The following is a 20,623-nucleotide window of genomic DNA, read 5'->3' on the forward strand; positions in this document are numbered from 1 at the left end:
CCTGTTCGGTCAGGTGAGAATAGCGGCTTGGCGCGGTACCGATTTGATGCGGGTCAAGTACGACGTCGGCTGGCGGCTTGATCCGCGTCAAAGCCGACCGCCCTCGATCTGGCAGCATTGCTTTGCAGCAGACCGGGAGATTTGCCATGCGCCTGTTCGCTCTTAAGGGATCGGACCGCCTGGGCGCCGCAGTCGCGGCACGCATGCACATCGAACTCGACCCGCTCGAGGAGCGGGAGTTTTCCGACGGAGAACACAAGTCGCGTCCGCTGGTCAGCGTGCGTGGCGAGGATGTTTTCGTGCTGCACACGCTGCATGGCGCCCCGCGATCACCGGCCGAGCGGCTGTTGCGACTGCTGTTCTTCATCGCCACCTGCCGGGAGAATGGCGCGGCCCGCGTTACCGCGGTGACGCCCTACCTCGCCTTCATGCGCAAGGATCAGCAGACCAAGCCGCGCGACCCGGTGACCTCGCGCTATGTCGCACAGCTGTTCGAGGCGGTGGGAACCGACATGGTCGTCACCATCGACGTGCACAACGTTTCAGCCTTTCAGAACGCCTTCCGCCATAGCACGCTGCTTGGCATGCAGCACGCCTTCGTCCCCAGGATCAGGGAGCTGGTGGGGACCGGCCGCATGGTACTGGTGTCGCCCGACGGCGGCGGCATCCGGCGCGTGCGCCAGCTGCAGGACGCCTACACCGCCGAGATGGGCGTCGCGGTCGAGCTGGCGATGCTGGAAAAGCACCGCAGCGATGATATCGTAACCGGCGGGCTGTTCGCAGGCGATGTCGCGGGCGCCGACGTCGTCATCCTCGACGATATGATCGCCAGTGGCGGAACGATGGTGCGCACAGCGCGCGCCTGCCGGCAGCGCGGCGCCCGGCATGTCCATGCCATGGCGACGCACGCACTGCTCACCACCGCATCCGAAGCGCTGTTCGCGCCGGAGATCGACACGATTACCGTGTCCAGCAGCGTACCGCTGTCGTTCGAGCGGGGCGCATTTGGCAAGCTGTCCGTCATCGATTGCGCCCCGCTGCTGGCCGAGGCGATCGAGCGACTGCACGCCGGCGGATCGATCAACCGCCTGCTCAACCCCCAGCCTTGAAGCACTCCCGTTCGGCAAGATCGAGATAGCGCGCCGCCTCGCCGGGCCACCGCTCGGCCTGCATTGGCACGGGATCGAGCAGATGGGCGACGCAGATCCGGGCCCTCAGTATGGCGCGGAACGCCCCGTAGGTGGCCAGCAGCCGCGGTTCGGGCTGTCCACCCAGATAGCCGTCGACGATGTCCAGCAGCACCGGGCGTACCCAGCTTGCTCCCAGAAACTCGCACTCGAGGCCGAGATAGTTGACCTCGTCATAGGGATCGAGCAACCGCATGTTGCGGTCGAACTCCAGGCAGTCGATGATCTGCGGCGGGCGTGTCAGGCATACATGTTCGGGCCGCAGGTCGCCGTGCCCTTCCACGATCCAGCCGTTTGCGGCGCGCCCCGCGATGGTGGGGACGAACTCGGCGACAAGCACCTCGACCCGGCCCAGCAGCTGCTGCGCACGAGCTCGCGGCACCGGGCAATCCGCCCGCGTCAGCACCTGACGGTTGACGGCGGTCTCGGTCTGTAGATGTTCGAGATAGGCGCCAGCGTTGCGCCGCTCCGGCCGGGCCCCTGCATAGAACCGGCCGAGCACGGCTCCGACTTCGACGATGGCATCGGTGGTCAGGTGGCCGGCTAGCAGCCGCCTATCGAGCATGTCGCCCTCCGCCAGGCGCTCCATCTCGACCAGCCATTCAACTGTCTCACCGTCGCCGCTGAGGGTCAGCTCGCCAGTGCGAGTCAGCCGCAGCGGCACGAGCTTCCGATAGACGTGGGGCGCCAGCCGACGATTGAGCCGCAGTTCGTCCGCGCAATGTCGGCGACGCCGATCGAGCGTGCTGAAATCGAGAAACGGGTAGCGCACCGGCTTCTTGAACTTGTAGACGCGTTCGCCCGCGAGGAAGACCCATGACATATGGGTCTCGATAACGCGGACCGGGAGCTGGCCGGCATAGGCGTGCGTCGAGCCGAGGAAGCGAACCTTCTGCTCGGTCGTAACCACCTCGTCGCATGGTGGAGTGGTCATTTGCTGCCCAAGGTGGATCGGCGCCGATGATCAGACTAATCGGCAGTCACCGGTCGGGCTTGATATGGCTCAAATCTCCGGGGGGAGGCAGCTGGCGACGGCCTCCGTCGATGGCTCGATCGAGCCGTTGCTCCGCTACCCTGACCGCTTCCTGCTGCCGGGGCTCAACGTCGCCGACGCGGCCAAGCTGTTCCAGCAGGCCGAGAGCGAAGAGCTGGCGGTCGTCGATAACCTCGGCAATCGCAAGGTCGTGGGCCTGCTCACCGAACAATACCTGCTGCGGCGATATGCCGAAGAACTGGACAAGGGACTGAAAGACCTGACGGGCTGACCGCCCCATCCTGACTGCTGGACGGGCCGGGACGACGCTGCTTGACGCAGATCAAGACGCGAACCGCAGTCGACGCCAACCTGAAGCGTCCCCTGATGGCACGGCACTCGCCTTTGCCGTCGATCCCCGCCACGCGATGGAGGCAGGCATGCCCGGTTTCATTCATGTCGACATCGGTGCCGATGACCCCCAGCGGGCCGCAGACTTTTACCGTCGAGTGTTCGGCTGGAAGGTTCGGAAGCTGGATGGTCCGGTCCCGTACTGGCTCCTGGTGCCACCCGCTGGCGCTGGTGGCGGCATTGCCAGGCGCGAGCAGCCCTGGCAGACGGCAATCCCCACGATCGACGTCGCTTCGGCGGAGCAAGCGGCGCGGCTCGTCGTCGAACAAGGCGGCGAGATCATCGTCCCCAACACCACCATCCCCGGGGTCGGGAAGCTGTTCACCTTCAGGGACACCGAGGGCAACGTGCTTTCGGCGGTTGAGCTGGCGCTTGGCGACGCCCCGGCGCCAACTGGTTGAGCCAGATCAAGTTCCCTCCCCCGGTGCCGGCTAGAGTCGCGACATTCAACGTCCTTGGAGACTGGAAATGACGCTCAACTTCGGCCTTGCCGCTGGCCTCGGTGTTGCGGCTATCGCTCTCTCGCCGGTGGCGGCCCTTGCCGTCGATGCCATGGCCACGGGCTCGGCAAACGTGCGGTCCGGCCCGGGAACCAGCTACTCGATCGTGGACACGCTCAGCAGCGGCGAGATGGTCGAGGTGGTCGAGTGCAACGGTTCGCAGACCTGGTGCCGCATCACGCATCCCGGACCCGACGGCTGGGTCTCCCGCAGTCTGCTCGGGGCTCCCGACAATGCCACCGACGGCGATGGCAACCAGGTACAGTTCGGCATGACGATGCCCTTGCCCGGCGGCGGCTCGATCACCTTCGGAACCCCCGGATACCAGCCGCCCCAGCCACCCCCGCCGCCGCCCGGCCCCAAGCAGGTCTGCGTCTATGACTTCGCGAACTATGGTGGACAGAGCGTCTGCGTCAACGCGGGCATGAGTGCCACCAACGTTCCAGGCTGGTGGAACAACCGGGTCAGCTCGCTGAGAGTGTTCGGCGGCGCACATGTCCGGCTTTGCCAGGATCCGAACTTCGGCGGGTTCTGCAACGTGTTCGGCACCGACGTGCCCCAGCTTGGCGCGCCCCTCAACAACAAGTCCTCGTCCTATCAGGTCTGGTAGGGGGCACGAGGAGCGGCGCCCCGAGGCGGGCGCCGCTCAGCTTCGTCTGCCTTCGGCCCTTCCGGTCCCCCCCGGCACAACCTCAGCGCGCCATCAGCACGGCGATGTCGGCATGTGCAAGCACATGGCGGGTCGCGCCGCCGAGGACCCATTCCCGAAACCGCGAATGCCCGTATCCGCCCATGACCAGCAGGCTGGCGTCGACCCGCCGCGCCTCGGCCAGCAGCGCCGCGCCGGCGCCGTCGGTCCCCGGCTCGGCGGCATGGACCACCGCTGCTATGCCGTGCCGGCTGAGATGGCGGGCAATGTCGCCGCCCGGCGCGGTTCCATCATCCTCGCGCACCACCAAGACGATCACCTGGCTGGCCTGCTCGAGCAGGGGCATGGCTTCGGCGACGGCACGGGCTGCCTCGCGGCTGCCGTTCCAGGCAACCACCACCGTCCCGAACCCCTTGGGGGCTAGCCCGTCGGGCGGCACGAACAGCGAGGCCCGTCCGGACTCGAACAGCACCGACACTTCCATATGCACCTCGTCGGCCGGATCCCCGTAGGGTCGGGTGGCGACAAACAGATCCGCGGTACGAGCTTCATCGCTCAGGGCAGCCCCGGCGGTGCCCGACAATACATCCAGTCGGCGCACCTCGTGCGGCATGCCGAGCCGGTCGAAGCGTGCTGTCAGGCGCTCGAACGTTTGCGTCGCCTGGCTGTCGGACTCTTCGAACCATGCCTCCAACCCCACCATTCCCGCGGGGTCGCCGCCGATGACTTCCGGCAGCAGGTGCGTATAGAGCCCGGTCAGATGCGCCTGGAAGCGCTCGCTGAGGGTTTCGGCATAGGCCAGGCGAACCTCGTCTTCCTCCGAGCCGGTGAGATGCACTGCAATATCCTTGATCAATCTCGTCTCCCATGGACGCTGTTGGCAGTTCGCTCCGGGCCGTGGCGACAACCGCCACGCCCTGCTCACCACGGGCAACCCTCGCTGGTGCGGCGGCTGCGCCTCGCTGATCCCCCGCATAAACGCCTCCGCCAGGGGCTGGTCTTTGAGCTGGATCAAGAGAGCCATCCGGCGACAGGTCCATGGTCCCGCCAGCCCGGCCGCTCGGGCCATCAAGGAGACAAGACATGGTCAAGACGATGAGAGCCGCAGTGGTGCTGGCATTCGGCAAGCCGCTGTCGATCGAGGATGTGCCGGTTCCGGTGCCCGGTCCGGGCGAGATCCTGGTCAAGGTGTTCGCCTGCGGCGTGTGCCACACCGATCTGCACGCCGCCAACGGCGACTGGCCGGTCAAGCCGACGCCGCCATTCATTCCAGGTCACGAAGTCGCCGGCATCGTCGCCGCCATAGGTCCTGGCGCCACCGGGCTCAAGCTGGGCGAGGCCGTGGGGGTCGCCTGGCTGCATGATGCATGCCGGGCCTGCGAGTTCTGCGAAACCGGCTGGGAAACGCTGTGCGAGAGCCAGCACAACACCGGCTACAGCGTCAATGGCGGGTTTGCCGAGTATGTCATCGCCGACGCTGCCTTCGTCGCGCGGCTGCCGACGACGGTCGACTTTGCTGCCATCGCGCCGATCCTCTGTGCCGGTGTAACCACGTATAAGGGCCTCAAGGAGACGGAAGCGCGCCCCGGTGAGTGGGTGGCCATCTCCGGACTGGGCGGGCTGGGCCACATCGCCGTCCAGTATGCAAGGGCCATGGGCCTGCATGTGGTTGGTCTCGACATCGCGCCCGACAAACTGGCCCTCGCCAAGGCGGCCGGAGCGGACCTCGCAATCGACGCACGCTCGCCCGACGCCATCGACCAGGTGCTGAAGGCCACCGGTGGAGGAGCACATGGCGTGCTGGTCACGGCGGTGTCGCCGCCGGCCTTCGGCCAGGCGTTGCAGCTGGTGCGCCGCCGCGGCACGGTCAGCCTGGTAGGCCTGCCGCCGGGAGATTTTCCCACCTCCATTTTCGATGTCGTGCTCAAGCGCATCACTTTGCGCGGCTCGATAGTGGGGTCACGGCGCGATCTGGACGAGGCCGTCGCCTTCGCGCTCGAAGGCAAGATCAAGGCTCACATCACCAAGGCGCCGCTCGGCGACATCAACGCGATTTTCTCGCGCCTCGCCGCCGGCAAAGTGGATGGACGCATGGTGCTGGACTTCTCCGAGGGCGCCGCCGCGGGCCCCGCCGCGAAGGCGGTCATGACGGCCTGAGATCACACGCCGGTGCAGAGATTTCCGCTGCACCGGCGACGTCCAACCACATCTGGCAAACAGCAAGGGACAGAATGTGGGTCAATGACGAACTGCGATCGACGTATCGCAGCGAAAACGGAGCATTGGGAATGGGGAGTGGCGGAGAGGGAGGGATTTGAACCCCCGATGGAGTTGCCCCCATGCCGCATTTCGAGTGCGGTGCAATCGACCACTCTGCCACCTCTCCGCGAGGTCGAACACGCGTTGCCGCGGCTGGTCGAGACGGGCGGGCTTATGGCATAGCATGATCGAGGCTGCAACACTCTTTGGCGCACGCGCTGCATGACTCTTCCGCTCTTCGTTTATGGCACCCTGCGCGACCCCGATCTGCTGGCCGCCGTGCTCGGCCGTCCGCTGCGGGCCGGTGGACAGCATGTCGCCCGCGCGCCGGGGTTTCGCGCCATTCACTACCCCAACCGCATCTATCCGGCCCTGGTCCGCGCGCCCGGCGCGGCCGCCCAGGGATTGCTGCTCATCGACTTGACCTCGTTCGAACGCGATCTGCTCGACGCCTTCGAAGGCGAAGAATACCGGCGCACGCCGTTGGCCGCGCTGGTCGAAGAGGATCTGTTCGAAGCCGATGCCTATCTGCCAGCGATCGCCGTCGCCAATACCGGGGCCGAGTGGTCGCTGTCGCACTGGCAGGCCGAACATAAGGCGCGGGTGCTCGGCGCCGAAGCGGCAAGCGCCGCCGAGATCCGTTCGAAGCTGATCGCGGTGCGGCCGAACTAGCTGCCGCCCCCCCGGGACATGCGGCCTTGACTCGCGTGGCGTTTCCCACGATAAGGCCGCTCGAATTGCGTGCGGCGTCTGCTGCGCGCATTTTTGGTTTGTTCAACCGCTGTCCGAGGCCGCCGCCGAACCTGGTGTTCGGCAGCCTATCTGGAAGCCCGCAGGATCAGGCATCGCCTGCGGCGCCACAGGGCGCGATAACGAAGAGGTCCGGGAGCTCCCCGGGACGACAATGACGTTTGCAGTGATCAAGACCGGCGGCAAGCAGTACAAGGTTGCCGCCAATGATGTGGTGAAGATCGAAAAGATCGACGCTCAGCCGGGCGACGTGGTCACCTTCGACCAGGTCCTGATGGTTGGCGAAGGCGACGCGGTCACCGTTGGCGCGCCTCTCGTGGAAGGTGCTCTGGTCGCAGGCCAGTTCATCGCCACCGAGAAAGAGCGCACCATCATCATCCTGAAGAAGGAGCGCCGCCAGCACTACGATCGCCGCAATGGCCATCGTCAGCGCCTGTCGACCGTGCGCATCACCGAGATCCTGACCGGCGGCAAGAAGCCGACCACCAAGGTCGACGAGATCGCCAAGGCCCGCGCCGAAAAGCGCGCTGCCGCCGCTGCGGCTTCGGCCAGCGTGACCGAAGCCCCGAAGGCCGCGGCCAAGCCCGTCGCCAAGAAGGCCCCGGCCAAGAAGGCGACGACCAAGGCGGCTCCGGCTGCCGAGGCTGCCGAGACCCAGGCGCCGGCCAAAAAGGCTGCTGCTCCCAAGAAGGAAGCCGCGCCCAAGGCTGACAAGCCCGCTGCTGAAAAGAAGCCTGCGGCCAAGAAGGCCGCTCCCAAGGCTGACAAGGAATAAGGAGAGTTACCGATGGCACATAAGAAGGCAGGCGGTTCCTCCCGCAATGGTCGCGATACGGCTGGCCGACGCCTCGGCGTCAAGAAGTTCGGCGGCGAAGCTGTGATCGGCGGCAACATCATCATCCGCCAACGCGGCACCAAGTGGCATCCGGGCACCGGCGTCGGTATGGGCATCGACCATACCATTTACGCCCTTATTCCCGGCACCGTGGCGTTCAAAACCCGCGCCAACTCCAAAGTCTACGTGTCGGTACTCCCGGCAGCAGAAGCAGCAGAATAACCCGGTGCGGCCTAGCAAACCCTGCCGGAGACCAGCTCCCCGGCAAGGCGACTAGGCAGTCGACCGCGCGACGAAAAGTAAAGGGGAGCCGGGAATCCGGTTCCCCTTTTGTCTTTTTCGTCGTGAGGGCGGCTGAAAATGAGACTGTATCTGAGCTCCTATCGGATCGGCGACCGCGCCGGTTCACTCCTCGCGCTCCTGAGCGGCGGTCAGGAAAAGTTGCAGACTTTTCCGGTTCGACCGCGCGACCACTCGAACACCAACGGCCGGCATGCCGCGGTCATCGAGAACGCACTCGACAACATCTCCCCCGGCGCTCGCGATCTCTACCGCAGCGAGGCCTATGATCCGGCGGCCGAACTGGGCGCGCTGGGTATCGCGGCCACCCCGCTCGACCTCCGCCAGTATTTTGGCGATCCCCACGGGCTGCGCGCCCGGCTGAGCCAGTTCGACCTCGTCTGGGTCACCGGCGGCAACGCCTTCGTTTTGCGCCGCGCCATGAAGCAGTCGGGATTCGATGACGTGATCGTCGACATGCTCGACAATGACGAGATCGTCTATGGCGGTTTCTCGGCCGGCGCCGTGGTGGCGGCGCCCAGCCTCGAAGGCATTCACCTGATGGACGACCCCGATGAGGCGCCCGCCGGCTACGACCGCGAGACCATCTGGGATGGCCTCGGGCTGATCGACCACGCGATCGTGCCGCACTACCGCTCGCCGAACCCGGAAAGCGCCGCGGCCGAGCGCGCCGTCCGGCACCTGTGCAGCCGTGGGCTGCGCTATCGAGCGTTGTGCGACGGCGAAGTGATCGTGTGGACCGAGAACCGGATGGCGTCGGTGGACCCGACACGGAGGATTGCCTGATGACCACGCTCGAGGACGACGACGACTATGTGCCGCGGCGGCGGACCCAGCTGATGGGACCTGCCGCCCAGACCAAGGCGCTGGCCGAGGCGGCTGCGAAACTGGCGGCCCGTCGCCAGCGCGATGCGCTGCCGCACCGGATCGAGACCCCACGGCTGGTGCTGCGCGCCCCCATCCGGGGCGATGTGCCCGACCTGGTCAGGCTCGCCGACAATAAGGCGATCGCCGAAAAACTGTCGCGTCTGCCGCACCCCTATACCCGTGCCGACGGTATCGGCTTCGTCGAGATCATCGCCCAGCGCGCCGACGAACGACCGTATGCCATCACCCTCGACGATCAGTTCATCGGTGTGGTCGGCTTAACCTTCCACGCGGGTCAACCGCCCGAACTCGGCTATTGGCTGGGCGAACCCCATTGGGGTCGTGGCATCATGAGCGAGGCGGTGAAGGGGCTGATCGAAGCCGCCTTTGCCACGCACCTGTTCCCGCGCATCAAAGGGCGAGCCCTCGCTAGCAATACCGGCTCGCTCAATGTGATGCAGAAGGCCGGCTTCGTCCGCGTCGGTGAAGGCCCTGATCCTGCCGGCCGGGACAGACCGACCATCTATCTCGAGCTGGAGCAGCCGAAATGGAGCTGACCGTAACCGCCGGAGCGTGGGGACCCCCACCCCTGTCCCCTCCCCCTATTGGGGAGGGAGACCCTCGCACAACCGCCGCGGCAATCGCCTCCCTCCCCCTCCTTCAGGGGGAGGGATCAAGGGTGGGGGTCAGCCCGCACCGGTTCTTCGTTGAGTTTGGTACACGCTCATGGACGTAACGCTCCGCACCCCGCGCCTCACGCTGCGCCAGCCGGTGCTCGACGACGCCTCGCGCATCGCGCGCTACCTCGACAACTTCGCCGTGGCGGGAAATCTCAGCCGCGTGCCCTACCCCTATCGGCTCGCCGACGCCAAGGCGTGGCTCAGGACCTGGCGGCCGGACACTCCGGCCGGCGAGACGGGCTTCATGATCGATCTCGACGGCGAGGGGGTGATCGGCAATGTCGGCTATCATCGCGACATCGAGGGCACGGTAATCGGCTACTGGCTGGCGCAGCCGTTCTGGAACCGCGGCCTGATGAGCGAAGCGGTGCGCGCCAGCCTCGACTGGTATTTCGAGACCACCGCGGCGCCCTCGCTCGCCTCGGGAGTGTTTCATTTCAACAAGGCCTCGCTCGCCATCCAGAAGAAGGTCGGATTCGTCGAGATCGGCACCTCATCGCGCCTTTGCCTTGCGCGCGGCGAGGAGGTGCGCCATATCGACACCCAACTGACACGCGCCGCCTGGCTGGCCCACCGACAGGCCACCCAAGAGAGTTTGAGATGAAATTCCTCGACCAAGCCAAGGTCTTCGTGCGCTCCGGCAATGGCGGTGCCGGCGCGGTGTCGTTCCTGCGCGAGAAATTCGTCGAGTTCGGCGGCCCCAATGGCGGCAATGGCGGACGCGGCGGCGACGTCATCATCCGCTGCGTCGATGGCCTCAACACGCTGATCGACTACCGCTACCAGCAGCACTTCAAGGCCGAGACCGGCACCCATGGCATGGGTAAGGACCGGCATGGCGCCAAGGGCGGCGACGTGATCCTCAAGGTGCCGGTCGGCACCCAGGTGTTCGAGGAAGACGGCGAGACGCTGATCGCCGACTTCACCGAGGTCGGCCAGGAACTGACCCTGCTCGAGGGCGGCAATGGCGGCTTCGGCAACGCCCATTTCAAGACCAGCGCCAACCAGGCGCCGCGGCGCGCCAATCCGGGCCAGCTCGGCACCGAGAAATGGATCTGGCTGCGGCTGAAGCTGATTGCCGATGCCGGCCTCGTCGGCCTGCCCAATGCCGGCAAGTCGACCTTCCTCGCCGCGGTTTCCGCCGCCAAGCCGAAGATCGCCGACTACCCCTTCACCACGCTTCACCCCAATCTGGGCGTCGTTACCATCGGCGAGCGCGACCTGGTGCTGGCCGATATTCCCGGCCTGATCGAAGGGGCGCATGAAGGCCAGGGGCTGGGCGACCGCTTCCTCGGTCATGTCGAGCGCTGCGCCATTCTCGTGCACCTGATCGACGGCACCCAGGAAGACGTCAAGACCGCCTACAAGACCATCCGTGGCGAGCTTGCCGCCTATGCCGAAGAGCTGGCGGAAAAGCCGGAGATCGTCGTCCTCAACAAGACGGACGCCATCGATCCTGACGCGGTGAAGGACAAGGTCAAGGTGCTGAAACGCGCCAGCAAGGCCGAGGTCTTTACCTGCTCGGGCGTCACCGGCGAAGGCGTCGACAAGGTGCTCTACCGCATCATCGCGCAGATGGATGCCGACAAGGCCGAGCGCGAGGAACTCGAACGCCGCAAAGCCGAGCCCACCTGGGTGCCGTGATGAACCTCGCACTTCACAGCGCTTGGCTACCTTTCACCCTAACCCTCTCCCCGGAGGGGAGAGGGGATATGGCGAGATCGCGCCCCAACGCCCCCTCGCCCCTCTGGGGAGAGGGCCGGGGTGAGGGGCGCCCCACGACGGATGGCGCATCATGACCAACGCGCTCGCGCCCTACCGGCGTCTCACCATCAAGATCGGCTCGGCGCTGCTGGTCGACGGCAAGACCGGCAGGCTCCGCGCCGAATGGCTCGCCTCGCTCGCTGCCGACCTTGCGGCGCTTAAAGCCCAGGGCGTGTCGCTGGTGATCGTCTCCTCGGGCGCCATCGCGCTCGGCCGGCGGTTGCTGAACCTCGATGCGCGCAGCCTGCCGCTCGAGCAGAGCCAGGCTGCCGCCAGCGCCGGGCAAATCGCCCTCAGCCAGGCCTGGGCCGCGGCGCTCGCCGAGCACCAGATCGTCACCGGGCAGATCCTGCTCACCCCCAATATCACCGAGGAGCGGCGGTACTTCCTCAACGCGCGCACCACCATCTCGACCCTGCTGGGCCTCGGCGCCATCCCCATCATCAACGAGAACGACTCGGTGGCCACCGCCGAAATCCGCTATGGCGACAATGATCGCCTCTCGGCGCGCGTCGCCACCATGATCGAAGCGGATTGCCTGATCCTGCTGTCCGATGTCGACGGGCTATACACCGCGCCGCCGAGCAGGGATCCGAACGCCGAGCATTTGCCCTTCGTTGCCGCCATCACGCCCGAGATCGACGCCATGGCCGGTGGCGCCGCCAGCCACCTGAGCCGCGGCGGCATGACCACCAAGGTCGAGGCCGGCAAGATCGCGACGCAGGCCGGCACCGCGATGATCATCGCCAAGGGCACCGAGAACCATCCGCTGCGCGGCCTCACCGAAGGGGTGCGCCACACCCTGTTCGCCCCCGCTGAAAGCCGGGCGCAGGCGCGCAAACGCTGGATCATGGGACACCTCGAGCTGCTCGGCGCCATCCATGTCGATGCCGGTGCGGCCCGCGCCCTGCTCGATGGCAAGAGCCTCCTTCCGATCGGTGTCACCCGCGTCACCGGCGAATTCGGCCGCGGCGATGCCGTCGCGATCCTCGGCCCCGACGGACGGGAGATCGCCCGCGGCCTCGCCGGCCTCGGGCGTGAGCAGGCCGATCTGGTCAAAGGCAAGAACTCGAGCGTCGTAGCCGAACTGCTCGGCATCGGCACGCGATCCGAACTCATCCACCGTGACAACATGGTGGTGCTGATGGGCCTGGAGGCCAAAGTCTGATGAGTGCTGTCGAGGCCATTGCCAGCGATCTCGCCGCCGTCATGCTGGAAATCGGCCAGCGCGCCCGCGCCGCTGCCGGCGTGCTGGCCTTCGCCAGCCCGCAAAGCAAGGTGCAGGCGCTGCTTGCGGCCGCCGACGCCATCGACGATCGGCGCGACGACATCCTCTCGGCCAACGCCCTCGACATGCGCGCGGCCGAAGGCAAGGGAATCTCGAAGGCTTTCCTCGACCGGCTGCAGCTTAACGACAAGCGCATCGACGCCATGATCGAGGGGCTGCGCACCATTGCCGAGCTGCCCGACCCGGTGGGGCGCGTGCTGGCCGAATGGACCCGCCCCAACGGCATGACCATCCGGCGGGTGTCGACCCCGCTGGGCGTCATCGGCGTGATCTTCGAGAGCCGCCCCAACGTCACCGCCGATGCCGGCGCGCTGACGCTGAAGGCCGGCAACGCGGTGATCCTGCGCGGCGGTTCGGACAGCGTGAACTCGTCGCGCGCCATCCACGCCTGCCTCGTCGCGGGCCTCACGGCGGCGGGCCTGCCGGCCGATGCCATCCAGATCGTCCCCACTACCGATCGCGCCGCGGTCGGCGAAATGCTGGCCGGGCTCGGCGGCGCCATCGACGTGATCGTGCCGCGCGGCGGCAAGACGCTGGTCGCCCGGGTCCAGGCGGAAGCGCGGGTCCCGGTCTTCGCTCATCTCGAGGGCATCTGCCACACCTATATCGACAAGTCCGCCGAGCTGCAGATGGCGGTCGACGTTACCCTCAACGCCAAGATGCGCCGCACCGGCATCTGCGGCGCCACCGAAACGCTGCTGCTGCACCGCGACATGGTCGCGACCCACCTCAAGCCGGTCATCGCCGCGCTCATTGCGAAGGGGTGCGAGATCCGCGGCGACGCCACGGTGATGTCGCTGATCCCCCAGGCGATCGCGGCGACGGAGCAGGACTGGCACACCGAATACGAGGACGCCATCATCTCGGTGAAGGTGGTGGCCGATGTCGGCGAGGCCATCGCCCATATCGGCAAGTACTCCTCACACCACACCGAAGCGATCATCACCGAAGACGCCGGCTCCGTCGCCCGCTGGTTCAACGAGATCGACAGCGCCATCCTGCTGCACAACGCCTCCACCCAGTTCGCCGATGGCGGCGAGTTCGGCTTCGGCGGCGAAATCGGCATCGCCACCGGCAAGTTCCACGCCCGTGGGCCGGTGGGGGTCGAGCAGCTGACGAGCTTCAAATATCTGGTCGAAGGCACGGGGCAGACGCGGCCGTGACCGAGAGAGACGGCCCCCTCCCGGCCTCCCCCATGAAGGGTGAGGTGAAGAGTCGAGGCTGTGGCCCGACAGTGCCAGACACTCGATGCGGCACCTCCCCCTTCATGGGGGAGGATGGGAGGGGGCCGTCTCTATCAGTCGGCACGCTCAAATGACCCTCCCCCCCGACATCACCGCGCTCCCGCCGTTCGGCTCGGGCCTGCGCATTGGCCTGTTCGGCGGCAGCTTCAACCCGATCCACGAGGGCCATCGCCTCGTTGCCGAGCAGTGCCTCAAGCGGTTGAACCTCGATGCGGTCTGGCTGCTGGTCTCGCCCGGCAATCCGCTGAAGGATCATGCCGAGCTGGCGCCGCTCGAAACCCGCGTCCGCGCCGCGCGTGAACTCACCGCCAATCCCCGTATCTACGCCACCGGGGTCGAGGCGGCGCACCGCTTCCACTATACCGTCGATACGCTCGAGTGGCTGGTCGCCGCCTGCCCCGATACCCGCTTCGTCTGGATCATGGGCGCCGACAATCTCAGCCAGTTCGACCGTTGGGAGCGCTGGCAGGATATCGCCGCGCTGCTGCCGATCGCCGTCTACGCCCGCCCCGGCTCGACCTTTCGCGCAACAGTAAGCAAGGCGGCCATTGCGCTGAAGAAGCACCGCCTGCCCGAGGAGGCCGCCGAGGCGCTGGCGGGCAGCGAGCCACCCGCCTGGGTGTATCTGCACGGCATCACCTCGCCGCAGTCTTCGAGCGCCATCCGGGCCCGCCGCAAAGCTTCGGCAGAATGATTGGCGACCCCCGCCTTGCAGAACGCCAGACGAAGCGTCATATTGAGGGAGTAGTGGTTATTTCGCCACTCAGGATGGGACAGGATTGATAGCTACGCTTTCGCTAGCCTTTCGACCCAACAACCAAGGACAGCTGAAACACGCATGAACCGTGCTCGTGTAGCATGGGCTGAGGCCATTTGATGGCATCGCCCCGGAAAAAGACCGAAACCGCCCCGGTTGCAGAAGCGCCGGAACCCCACATGATCGATCTGGTGCTGCAGAGCCTTGACGATGCCAAGGCTGAACAGACCGTTGCCATCGACATCACCGGCAAGTCGTCGCTCACCGACCATATGGTGGTGACCTCCGGCCGGTCGAACCGTCACGTCAGCGCCGTCGCCGACCAACTGGTGAAATCGCTGCGCGAGCATGGCTTCGGCAAGCCGCGGATCGAAGGACTGCCGCACGCCGATTGGGTGCTGGTCGATGCCGGTGACGTCATCGTTCACATCTTCCGGCCCGAAGTGCGCGAGTTCTACAACATCGAAAAGATGTGGGCGGCCGATTTCGCTGCCGACGGCCGCTAGCCTTGTTGTGTCGCGTGATCGAACCGGAAAAGTCTGCAACTTTTCCTGATCACGCTTAGGCGGCACGTTCGCCTTGCGCATCGCCATCGCTGCCATCGGCCGGATGAAGCAGGGTCCCGAGCGTGAGCTGGTGGCGCGCTATCTCGATCGCGCCAAGGCGGCGGGCAAGCCGCTGGCGCTGACGGGCTTCGATGTGCTCGAATTTGCCGAGTCTCGTGCCGCCACTACCGAAACGCGCAAGGCCGACGAAGCGAGTACGCTTCGCTCTGCCCTCCCCGAAGGCATCCGCATCGCGCTCGACGAGCACGGCAAGACCATGCCGTCCGCCCAGTTCGCCACCCAGCTCGCCCGCTGGCGCGACGACGGCCGCCCGGCGATCAGTTTCATCATCGGCGGCGCCGACGGGCTCGACCCGAGTTTCGTGCGCGAGGCCGATCTGACCCTCAGCTTTTCTCCGCTCACCTGGCCGCACCAGCTGGTCCGCATCATGCTGGCCGAGCAGCTCTATCGGGCCACGACGATCCTTTCGGGGCATCCTTATCATCGGGAGTAAAGGGGGCTGCTTCGCGATTGCTGCTCCACCCCACCCAGCTCCACTAGGCCGCCGAGGCGGCCAGCTTCGCTACCCTCCCCATCAAGGGGAAGGAGACGCAAGAACCGAGGGCCTGCAGTCGGATCTCCCTCCCCCTTGTGGTGAGGGATCAAGGGTGGGGGTAGCCCCAGGCACCACACCCGCGTTATCCGCCATCCAAAAGACAAACCCCCGGACTATCGGGCTGTGCGCTATGGTCGCGAGATCATGATTCGGGTGAACCGGGAAGTTTGATGCCGGCAACGGGCTGGTCGAGACGTGCAATCGCGGCGGGCGCCACCCTGGCGCTGGCGCTTGCCACCGCCGCGCTGGCGCAGCAGGCAACGCCGGAGACGCCGGCGGATGCGGCGCCCAGCGCCGCCCCCTCCGACATCACCCCTGCAATCCCGGCACCCGCAACCGCACCGGGAGCGACCCCCGCCGCAACCGATCTCGACCTCCGCCCGGCCGTCGATGCAACGGCGCCGACCACGCCGGCCGCTGTCTCGCCGGCCGATCCCGAGATGGCGGCGCAGCAGAAGGCGCTCGATGAGATCGAGGCCTCGATCACCGTATCCAAGGAGCGCTCCGACGCGCTCAAGAAAGAGATCGCCGACATGCAGGGCGATCGCACCAAGCAGAATGCGGCGCTCATCGCCGCCGCCGAGCGGGTGAAGCGCGCCGAAACCGAAATCGCCGCTCTCGAGGACAAGCTGGGCGAACTGATCGTCGAGGAACTGGAAGTGCGCGGCCGGCTCGATGGCGCGGACGAGAACATTTCCAACGTTCTCGCGGCGCTGGAGCGCATTTCCCGCAACCCGCCGCCGGCACTGATCGTCAACCCGTCCGACGCACTCGGCTCGGCCCGCTCCGCCATCCTGCTCTCGGCCATCATGCCCGAGCTGCAGAAAAAGGCCGATACCGTGATGGCCGACCTGACCGAGCTCGGCAAGATCAAGGCCGATGCGCTCGAGCAGCAGGGCAAGCTCGAAGCCAACCTTCAGATCCTCGAGGAAGAGCAGTTGCGCATCGCCTCGCTGATCGCGGCGCGCAAGGAAAACGAGAACCGCGCCACCACGGCGCTGGCTGCAGAGGAGGCGGAGGCTCAGGCGCTGGCCGACAAGGCCACCTCGCTGAAGCAGCTGATCGACGACCTGCAGAAGCGCGCCGCCGCCGTGGCGACCGCGGCCGAGGCCACCGCCACGGCCAATGCCGGCGGCAGCACCCCGACGCTCGACAAGGACACCGTCCGTATTGCCCTCGCCAACACCAACCGCACCGAACCGGCCGTGCCCTTCGCCCAGGCCAAAGGCTTCCTCACCATGCCCTCGAGCGGCGTGACGGTGATCGACTACGGTGCCGGCGACGGTTTCGGCGGCATCTCGCGCGGCCTTTCGGTGGTCACCCGCGCCGATGCCCAGGTCGTCTCACCCGCCGATGGCTGGGTGATGTTCCAGGGCGACTACCTCAATTATGGCCAAATCGTCATCCTCAATGCCGGACAGGATTACACCATCCTGTTGGCGGGACTCGCCAAGGTCGATGTGCAGATCGGCCAGTTCGTGATGATGGGAGAACCCGTCGGCACCATGGGATCACAGACAATTGGCCGTACCGTTGCGACCAGTGCTGGTGTCTCCCGACCGACCCTCTATATTGAAATGCGAAAGAACAATGAGCCCGTCGACCCCACCGGGTGGTGGTCCACGGCTTCGGTTCCAACCCAGAGTGGATAGAATTTGATGCGCCTGACGCCCCTCCGCATAGTTGCCTCGATGGCCGCCGTGTTCGCACTCGGCCTCGCCTGTGCTCCGCTGATCGCGCAGGACCAGACACCGCCGGCAGCCGCCGATGCCGCGGCGCCGGCCAGCGGGCCGCGCACCCCCGACGAGGTCTACTCCGATCTCGATCTGTTCGGCGAAGTGTTCGACCGCATCCGCGCCGAGTATGTCGAGGCCCCCGACGAGCGCAAGCTCATCCATGCGGCCCTGCAGGGCATGCTGACCTCGCTCGACCCGCATTCGGGCTATATGGAGCCGGTCGAGTATTCCGACGTGCAGGAAGATACCTCGGGCCAGTTCGGCGGGCTGGGCATCGAAGTGCAGATGGAAGACGGGGTGATCAAGGTCGTCTCGCCCATCGACGACACGCCGGCGGCCAAGGCCGGCATCCTCGCCAACGATTTCATCGTCGAGCTCGACGGCACCCAGGTACAGGGCCTGACCCTCGATCAGGCGGTCGAGAAGATGCGCGGCCAGGTGGGCACCAAGATCACCGTCACCGTGGTGCGCGAAGGCGTCACCGAGCCGCTGAAGTTCGAACTCACCCGTGACATCATCGCCACCCGCGCCGCCCGCATGAGCATGGAAGGCGATGTCGGCGTCATTCGCCTCGCCCGCTTCTCCGAGCAGGCCTTCGTGGGCATCCAGAAAGCCATCGACGACATCTACAAGGCCGGCGACGGCAAGGCGCCCAAGGGCATCGTGCTCGACCTGCGCAACAACCCGGGCGGGCTGGTGGACCAGGCCGTGCTCGTCTCCGACGCCTTCCTCAAGCAGGGCGCCGTGGTGCTGACCCGCGGCCGCGTCGACAGCGAGAGCTCGCGCTATGACGCCAAGCCGGACGCGCTGGACGCCAAGCTCGCCGACGTGCCGATGGTGGTGCTGATCAACGGCGGCTCGGCCTCGGCGGCCGAAATCGTCGCCGGCGCGCTGCAGGATCACAAGCGCGCGACGCTGGTGGGCACTCGCTCGTTCGGCAAGGGCTCGGTGCAGTCGATCATCCCGCTCGGCGCCGATGGCGCCATGCGCCTCACCACGGCGCGCTACTACACCCCGAACAACCGTTCGATCCAGGCCTCCGGCATCCAGCCCGACATCGTCATCACCCAGGATGTCCCCGAGGAGTTCAAAGGCCGCGACGAGATCATCGGTGAAGCCGCCCTTCCCGGCGAAATCGGCGGCGGCACCGAGGAAAAGGCCACGGTCGGCTCGTCGGTCTATGTCCCGGCCGAGAAGGACAAGGACAACCAGCTGCAATACGCCATCAAGCTGATCGACGGCGTCGAGACCAACGCCGCCTATCCGCCCAAGGCGGCCGGCTGATCCACAGCGACCTGCGGCAACAGGGTTAACGCTTCGTTACCCTTTGCCGGCGAGAAATAGAGCCGATGCGGGGTGGCGATTCGCCGCCCCGTTTGATTCCGACCGGGCGATGTCGGACCTCTCGACGCGCCGCAGTCAAAGCCTTGGGATGAAGGCAGACCCGATGACGGAGCTCAGCGCGCCCCTCGTTCGCCGCAAGGCCAGGCTGGCCCGGACAGCCCAGCTCAGGGCCGCCGGCAAGGCTCGCCATGTTCCCGTCACCCGTATCGCCCTCGGCCTGCTCGCGCTGATCGCCATCGGCGTCGGCGCCCGCGTCATGCTGGTCAGCGATCCCGAGGGCGGCCGCCCCAGTTCCACCGTCGACATTGCCGGCGCCAACCCCTCCAACAGCGTGGCCGGGGCCGTATCGACGCCGGGCGGCGCGACCATCACCGCCGACCCCGAAATGTTCCCCGTCGCACAGGCCGCGGCCACGGCCGAGGCCTCCACTGCCCCGATCATCGACCCCACGGCGCTCGATCCCCAACTGCTCGAGCAGACCGAGTTCGGCGCCATCCCGCGCATCTCGGGCACCGGCATTCGCCCATTCGATGTCTACTCGCGTCCCTCGGACACGCCCGCCACCTCCGGCGGCAAGCCTCTGGTCGCCATCATCGTCTCGGGCCTCGGCCTCAACACCGAAGGCACGCTCGACGCTATCGGCAAACTGCCGGAGGAGGCGACGCTGGCCTTCGCCCCGTATGGCAAGACCCTGGAGCGTACCGTCGGGGCCGCCCGGGCCGAAGGACACGAGCTGTTTCTCGAAGTGCCGCTGGAGCCGTTCGACTACCCCGAGAACGATCCGGGGCCCGATACGCTGCTCACCGGCCAGGCGCCACGCGACAACCTTTCGAAGCTGTTCAAGGTGATGAGCAGCTTTTCGGGCTATGTCGGGCTGATCAACAACATGGGCGCCCGCTTCACGGCCTCCGGCGCCGATTTCGGCCCGATGATGGAGGAACTCGGAGCCCGCGGTCTGGGTTATCTCGACGATGGGTCGTCCAACCGCTCGCTTGCTCCGCAACTGGCGCGCGCCAACCGCGTGCCGTTCGGTCGGGTCAACGCCGTGATCGATGCTAACCCGGCGCGCGGCCCCATCCTCGCCGCGCTGGCCGATCTCGAGGCGGAGGCCCGCGACAAGGGGTACGCCATCGGCATCGTCTCGGCCTTGCCGGTCTCGGTCGAAGCGGTTACCGAGTGGGCCAAGAGCCTTGGCGAACGCGGCATCGAACTGGTGCCGGCCAGCGCCCTGATGGGAGATGACAGCTGATGCCACGGCGCGAAGAGATGCCCTACCGTGATTGCGTCGGCATCGCGGTGTTCAACGCCGAAGGCCTGGTGTTCGTCGGCCGGCGCAAGCCCGAGGGCAATCCCGAGCACACCACGGTCAACGATTCCCCTTGGCAGATGCCGCAGGGCGGCATCGACAAGGGCGAAACCCCGATCGACGCGGCCTGGCGCGAGCTGTTCGAAGAAACCTCCATCAGGACAGCCGACCTCATTACCGAGGCGCCGGAGTGGATCTACTACGACCTGCCCGACGAGGCCCTGGGCATCGCGCTCCGCGGCAAGTATCGCGGCCAGCGCCAGCGCTGGTTCGCGTTCCGCTTCACCGGCGACGAAGCCGAGATCAACGTCGAGTCCCCCGGCGGCGGCGCCCACCCGGCCGAGTTCGACAAGTGGCGCTGGGAAAGGCTCGAAACTCTTCCAGACCTCATCGTCCCGTTCAAGCGCGACGCCTATCTGCAGGTGGTCGAGGCGTTCAAGCACGTGCCGGCTGGCGTGCGGGGATAGCGTTCTTTAGCCGAAGCAGACGGCCCCCTCCCATCCTCCCCCATAAAGGGGGAGGTGCCCGCCGGTGCGTTTGGCACAATTGAAGACAGAGTCTCGACTCTTCACCTCCCCCTTTATGGGGGAGGCCGGGAGGGGGCCGTCTCTC

General features: G+C 66.5%; 23 protein-coding genes and 1 tRNA gene. 21 read left to right on the forward strand and 3 right to left on the reverse strand.

Going from position 1 to position 20,623, the window contains the following annotated elements; translation table 11 throughout:
* Nucleotides 1-146: 146 nt before the first annotated feature.
* Nucleotides 147-1,109 (forward strand): ribose-phosphate diphosphokinase, encoded by a 963-nt coding sequence (locus tag APS40_RS09080; protein ID WP_055046741.1) that lies wholly within the window; start codon nt 147-149, stop codon nt 1,107-1,109.
* Here the strand turns inward: APS40_RS09080 and APS40_RS09085 are convergent.
* Complete coding sequence (locus APS40_RS09085; RefSeq protein ID WP_236884227.1) at nt 1,093-2,121, reverse strand: hypothetical protein; 1,029 nt, start codon at nt 2,119-2,121, stop codon at nt 1,093-1,095. The two genes, APS40_RS09080 and APS40_RS09085, sit on opposite strands and share 17 nt — an antisense overlap.
* 64 nt (nt 2,122-2,185) lie before the next feature.
* Here APS40_RS09085 and APS40_RS09090 point away from each other — a divergent pair, with 64 nt between their 5' ends.
* The 3 genes from APS40_RS09090 to APS40_RS09100 all read left to right on the forward strand — a co-directional run bounded on the left by APS40_RS09090 (nt 2,186) and on the right by APS40_RS09100 (nt 3,681).
* Nucleotides 2,186-2,452 (forward strand): CBS domain-containing protein, encoded by a 267-nt coding sequence (locus APS40_RS09090; protein WP_055046743.1) that lies wholly within the window; start codon nt 2,186-2,188, stop codon nt 2,450-2,452.
* A 148-nt stretch (nt 2,453-2,600) separates the two neighbouring features.
* Nucleotides 2,601-2,972: a VOC family protein gene (locus APS40_RS09095; protein ID WP_055046744.1), complete on the forward strand. Its 372-nt coding sequence runs from the start codon at nt 2,601-2,603 to the stop codon at nt 2,970-2,972.
* 67 nt (nt 2,973-3,039) lie between these two features.
* Nucleotides 3,040-3,681, forward strand: a complete 642-nt coding sequence (locus APS40_RS09100) for an SH3 domain-containing protein (RefSeq protein ID WP_055046745.1) — start codon at nt 3,040-3,042, stop codon at nt 3,679-3,681.
* An 82-nt stretch (nt 3,682-3,763) separates the two neighbouring features.
* On the opposite strand, the gene APS40_RS09105 is transcribed toward APS40_RS09100, so the two are convergent.
* The gene (locus APS40_RS09105) at nt 3,764-4,576 is read right to left on the reverse strand and encodes a universal stress protein (RefSeq protein ID WP_055046746.1); all 813 of its coding nucleotides are present in this window, start codon (nt 4,574-4,576) and stop codon (nt 3,764-3,766) included.
* A 227-nt stretch (nt 4,577-4,803) separates the two neighbouring features.
* Between APS40_RS09105 and adhP the strand changes: the two genes are divergently transcribed.
* Nucleotides 4,804-5,877: an alcohol dehydrogenase AdhP gene (gene adhP / locus APS40_RS09110; RefSeq protein ID WP_055046747.1), complete on the forward strand. Its 1,074-nt coding sequence runs from the start codon at nt 4,804-4,806 to the stop codon at nt 5,875-5,877.
* Between the two features lie 139 nt (nt 5,878-6,016).
* Here the strand turns inward: adhP and APS40_RS09115 are convergent.
* Nucleotides 6,017-6,106 (reverse strand) — tRNA-Ser (locus APS40_RS09115).
* Nucleotides 6,107-6,201: 95 nt separating this feature from the next.
* On the opposite strand from APS40_RS09115, the gene APS40_RS09120 reads away from it, so the two are divergent.
* The 16 genes from APS40_RS09120 to APS40_RS09195 all read left to right on the forward strand — a co-directional run bounded on the left by APS40_RS09120 (nt 6,202) and on the right by APS40_RS09195 (nt 20,478).
* Complete coding sequence (locus tag APS40_RS09120; protein WP_055046748.1) at nt 6,202-6,651, forward strand: gamma-glutamylcyclotransferase family protein; 450 nt, start codon at nt 6,202-6,204, stop codon at nt 6,649-6,651.
* Nucleotides 6,652-6,883: 232 nt separating this feature from the next.
* Nucleotides 6,884-7,504 carry a 50S ribosomal protein L21 gene (gene rplU, locus APS40_RS09125; RefSeq protein WP_082434291.1) on the forward strand — a complete coding sequence of 207 codons (621 nt, stop codon included), beginning with the start codon at nt 6,884-6,886 and terminating at the stop codon, nt 7,502-7,504.
* 12 nt (nt 7,505-7,516) lie between these two features.
* Nucleotides 7,517-7,786: a 50S ribosomal protein L27 gene (gene rpmA, locus APS40_RS09130; RefSeq protein WP_055046749.1), complete on the forward strand. Its 270-nt coding sequence runs from the start codon at nt 7,517-7,519 to the stop codon at nt 7,784-7,786.
* Nucleotides 7,787-7,924: 138 nt separating this feature from the next.
* A complete protein-coding gene (locus APS40_RS09135) occupies nt 7,925-8,650 on the forward strand; it encodes a Type 1 glutamine amidotransferase-like domain-containing protein (protein ID WP_055046750.1) in 726 nt (241 codons plus the stop codon).
* A complete protein-coding gene (locus APS40_RS09140; RefSeq protein ID WP_055046751.1) occupies nt 8,650-9,288 on the forward strand; it encodes a GNAT family N-acetyltransferase in 639 nt (212 codons plus the stop codon). The genes APS40_RS09135 and APS40_RS09140 overlap by 1 nt, the downstream gene beginning before the upstream one ends.
* 169 nt (nt 9,289-9,457) lie before the next feature.
* The gene (locus tag APS40_RS09145; RefSeq protein ID WP_055046752.1) at nt 9,458-10,015 is read left to right on the forward strand and encodes a GNAT family N-acetyltransferase; all 558 of its coding nucleotides are present in this window, start codon (nt 9,458-9,460) and stop codon (nt 10,013-10,015) included.
* Nucleotides 10,012-11,055 (forward strand): GTPase ObgE, encoded by a 1,044-nt coding sequence (obgE, locus tag APS40_RS09150; protein WP_055046753.1) that lies wholly within the window; start codon nt 10,012-10,014, stop codon nt 11,053-11,055. Before APS40_RS09145 ends, obgE begins: the two co-directional genes overlap by 4 nt.
* A 151-nt stretch (nt 11,056-11,206) precedes the next feature.
* Nucleotides 11,207-12,343 carry a glutamate 5-kinase gene (proB, locus tag APS40_RS09155; RefSeq protein WP_055046754.1) on the forward strand — a complete coding sequence of 379 codons (1,137 nt, stop codon included), beginning with the start codon at nt 11,207-11,209 and terminating at the stop codon, nt 12,341-12,343.
* Nucleotides 12,343-13,626 (forward strand): glutamate-5-semialdehyde dehydrogenase, encoded by a 1,284-nt coding sequence (locus APS40_RS09160; RefSeq protein ID WP_055046755.1) that lies wholly within the window; start codon nt 12,343-12,345, stop codon nt 13,624-13,626. The genes proB and APS40_RS09160 overlap by 1 nt, the downstream gene beginning before the upstream one ends.
* Before the next feature lie 151 nt (nt 13,627-13,777).
* On the forward strand, nt 13,778-14,401 hold the full coding sequence (locus APS40_RS09165) for a nicotinate-nucleotide adenylyltransferase (protein ID WP_055046756.1): 624 nt from the start codon (nt 13,778-13,780) through the stop codon (nt 14,399-14,401).
* Nucleotides 14,402-14,583: 182 nt separating this feature from the next.
* Nucleotides 14,584-14,970, forward strand: a complete 387-nt coding sequence (rsfS, locus tag APS40_RS09170) for a ribosome silencing factor (protein ID WP_082434292.1) — start codon at nt 14,584-14,586, stop codon at nt 14,968-14,970.
* Between the two features lie 73 nt (nt 14,971-15,043).
* Nucleotides 15,044-15,523, forward strand: coding sequence for a 23S rRNA (pseudouridine(1915)-N(3))-methyltransferase RlmH (gene rlmH, locus APS40_RS09175; RefSeq protein WP_055046758.1), 480 nt, complete (start codon nt 15,044-15,046; stop codon nt 15,521-15,523).
* Nucleotides 15,524-15,795: 272 nt separating this feature from the next.
* Nucleotides 15,796-17,277 (forward strand): murein hydrolase activator EnvC family protein, encoded by a 1,482-nt coding sequence (locus tag APS40_RS09180; RefSeq protein WP_055046759.1) that lies wholly within the window; start codon nt 15,796-15,798, stop codon nt 17,275-17,277.
* A 6-nt stretch (nt 17,278-17,283) separates the two neighbouring features.
* Nucleotides 17,284-18,645, forward strand: coding sequence for a S41 family peptidase (locus tag APS40_RS09185; protein ID WP_055046760.1), 1,362 nt, complete (start codon nt 17,284-17,286; stop codon nt 18,643-18,645).
* A 163-nt stretch (nt 18,646-18,808) separates the two neighbouring features.
* Entirely contained in the window at nt 18,809-19,954 is a 1,146-nt protein-coding gene (locus APS40_RS09190; RefSeq protein ID WP_197279469.1) for a divergent polysaccharide deacetylase family protein, read from the forward strand.
* Nucleotides 19,954-20,478: an RNA pyrophosphohydrolase gene (locus APS40_RS09195; protein ID WP_055046762.1), complete on the forward strand. Its 525-nt coding sequence runs from the start codon at nt 19,954-19,956 to the stop codon at nt 20,476-20,478. Before APS40_RS09190 ends, APS40_RS09195 begins: the two co-directional genes overlap by 1 nt.
* Nucleotides 20,479-20,623 lie beyond the last annotated feature (145 nt).

The sequence above is a fragment of the Devosia sp. A16 genome, assembly GCF_001402915.1.
Classification (GTDB): Bacteria; Pseudomonadota; Alphaproteobacteria; order Rhizobiales; family Devosiaceae; genus Devosia_A.